Source organism: Gluconobacter sp. P1D12_c (genome assembly GCF_018812105.1).
Lineage (GTDB): Bacteria > Pseudomonadota > Alphaproteobacteria > Acetobacterales > Acetobacteraceae > Gluconobacter > Gluconobacter oxydans_A.
In genome coordinates, this window is sequence record NZ_JACSIQ010000081.1 from 1 (window position 1) to 1,022 (window position 1,022).

Sequence of the window (1,022 nt, forward strand, 5' to 3'; positions counted from 1 at the left end):
TGGATCAGGCGGGCTATCCCGTCCGTATTCTGAAGGACGCAGTATCAGACGGCGTCCCATTCAAGGATATGCTCATCACAGCCGAGCACTGTCTGTTTTTTGATGGAAAATTCGTTCCGGCCCGTATGCTCGTAAATGGTCGTTCGATCTTCTATGACACGTCGATAACCTCTTACGATTACTACCACATCGAAACTGAAGAACATTCAGTTATCATGGCGGATGGTATGCTGACTGAGAGTTATCTTGACTCTGGAAATCGTGGTGCGTTTCGGCAGGCTGGAGAGGTCGTGTCTCTGACACCTTCCCGTAATCTGTCCTGGGAGGATGCAGCAGCGTCTTTGACCGTAGACCGTGATCTTGTCGAACCCCTCTTCCGTCAGATTGAGACACGAGCTGTTCACCTCAATTCTCCTCTTATGACTGATACTCCCTCCCTGACGCAGGAGAACGATCTTCATTTGGTCACAGATACCGGTACGACGCTCCGCCCGATCCGTAAGAATAATGATCGGATTATGTTCATGATTCCGGCTGGTGTTGAAAACGTTCGGATTGTTTCAAATGCAAGCCGCCCGTGTGATGTTGTCGGACCGTTCGTGGATGACCGCCGTATGCTCGGCCTGCTGGTCGGCGACGTCCAGCTTTTCGAGGGACACGCGACGAAGACCCTGACATCTCATCTGCAGGACATCGATCTGTCCGGATGGAATAATGTCGAGGACGGCCTGTGCCGCTGGACAAACGGAAGCGCGCTCTTGCCTCTTGGGTCCCGGCACTAACCCAGCGTCAACAAAACGCTGGGTTAAGGTGGAGAGGGGTCTGATATCCGCTCTGTGATGTGAGCAGAGCAGGGATTGCCTGCTCTGGCTCGGCTAGCCGGGGGACTAGGTCATGTTGACAAAAAATCTGATCCAGAGCTTTGCTGCGGCGAGATTGAGGAAACTCATGAAGGACAAGGCGGTTTTGTCGTAGCGCGTCGCGATACGGCGCATCTGCTTGAGTTTGTTGAACATCCGCTC

Annotated in this window: 1 protein-coding gene; it reads left to right on the forward strand. The window is 53.0% G+C overall.

Annotation, left to right across the window (positions count from 1 at the left end; translation table 11 throughout):
- Positions 1–782, forward strand: a 782-nt coding sequence (locus KP705_RS15630) for a Hint domain-containing protein (RefSeq protein ID WP_252348422.1), incomplete at its 5' end; no start/stop codon positions are given.
- Positions 783–1,022 lie beyond the last annotated feature (240 nt).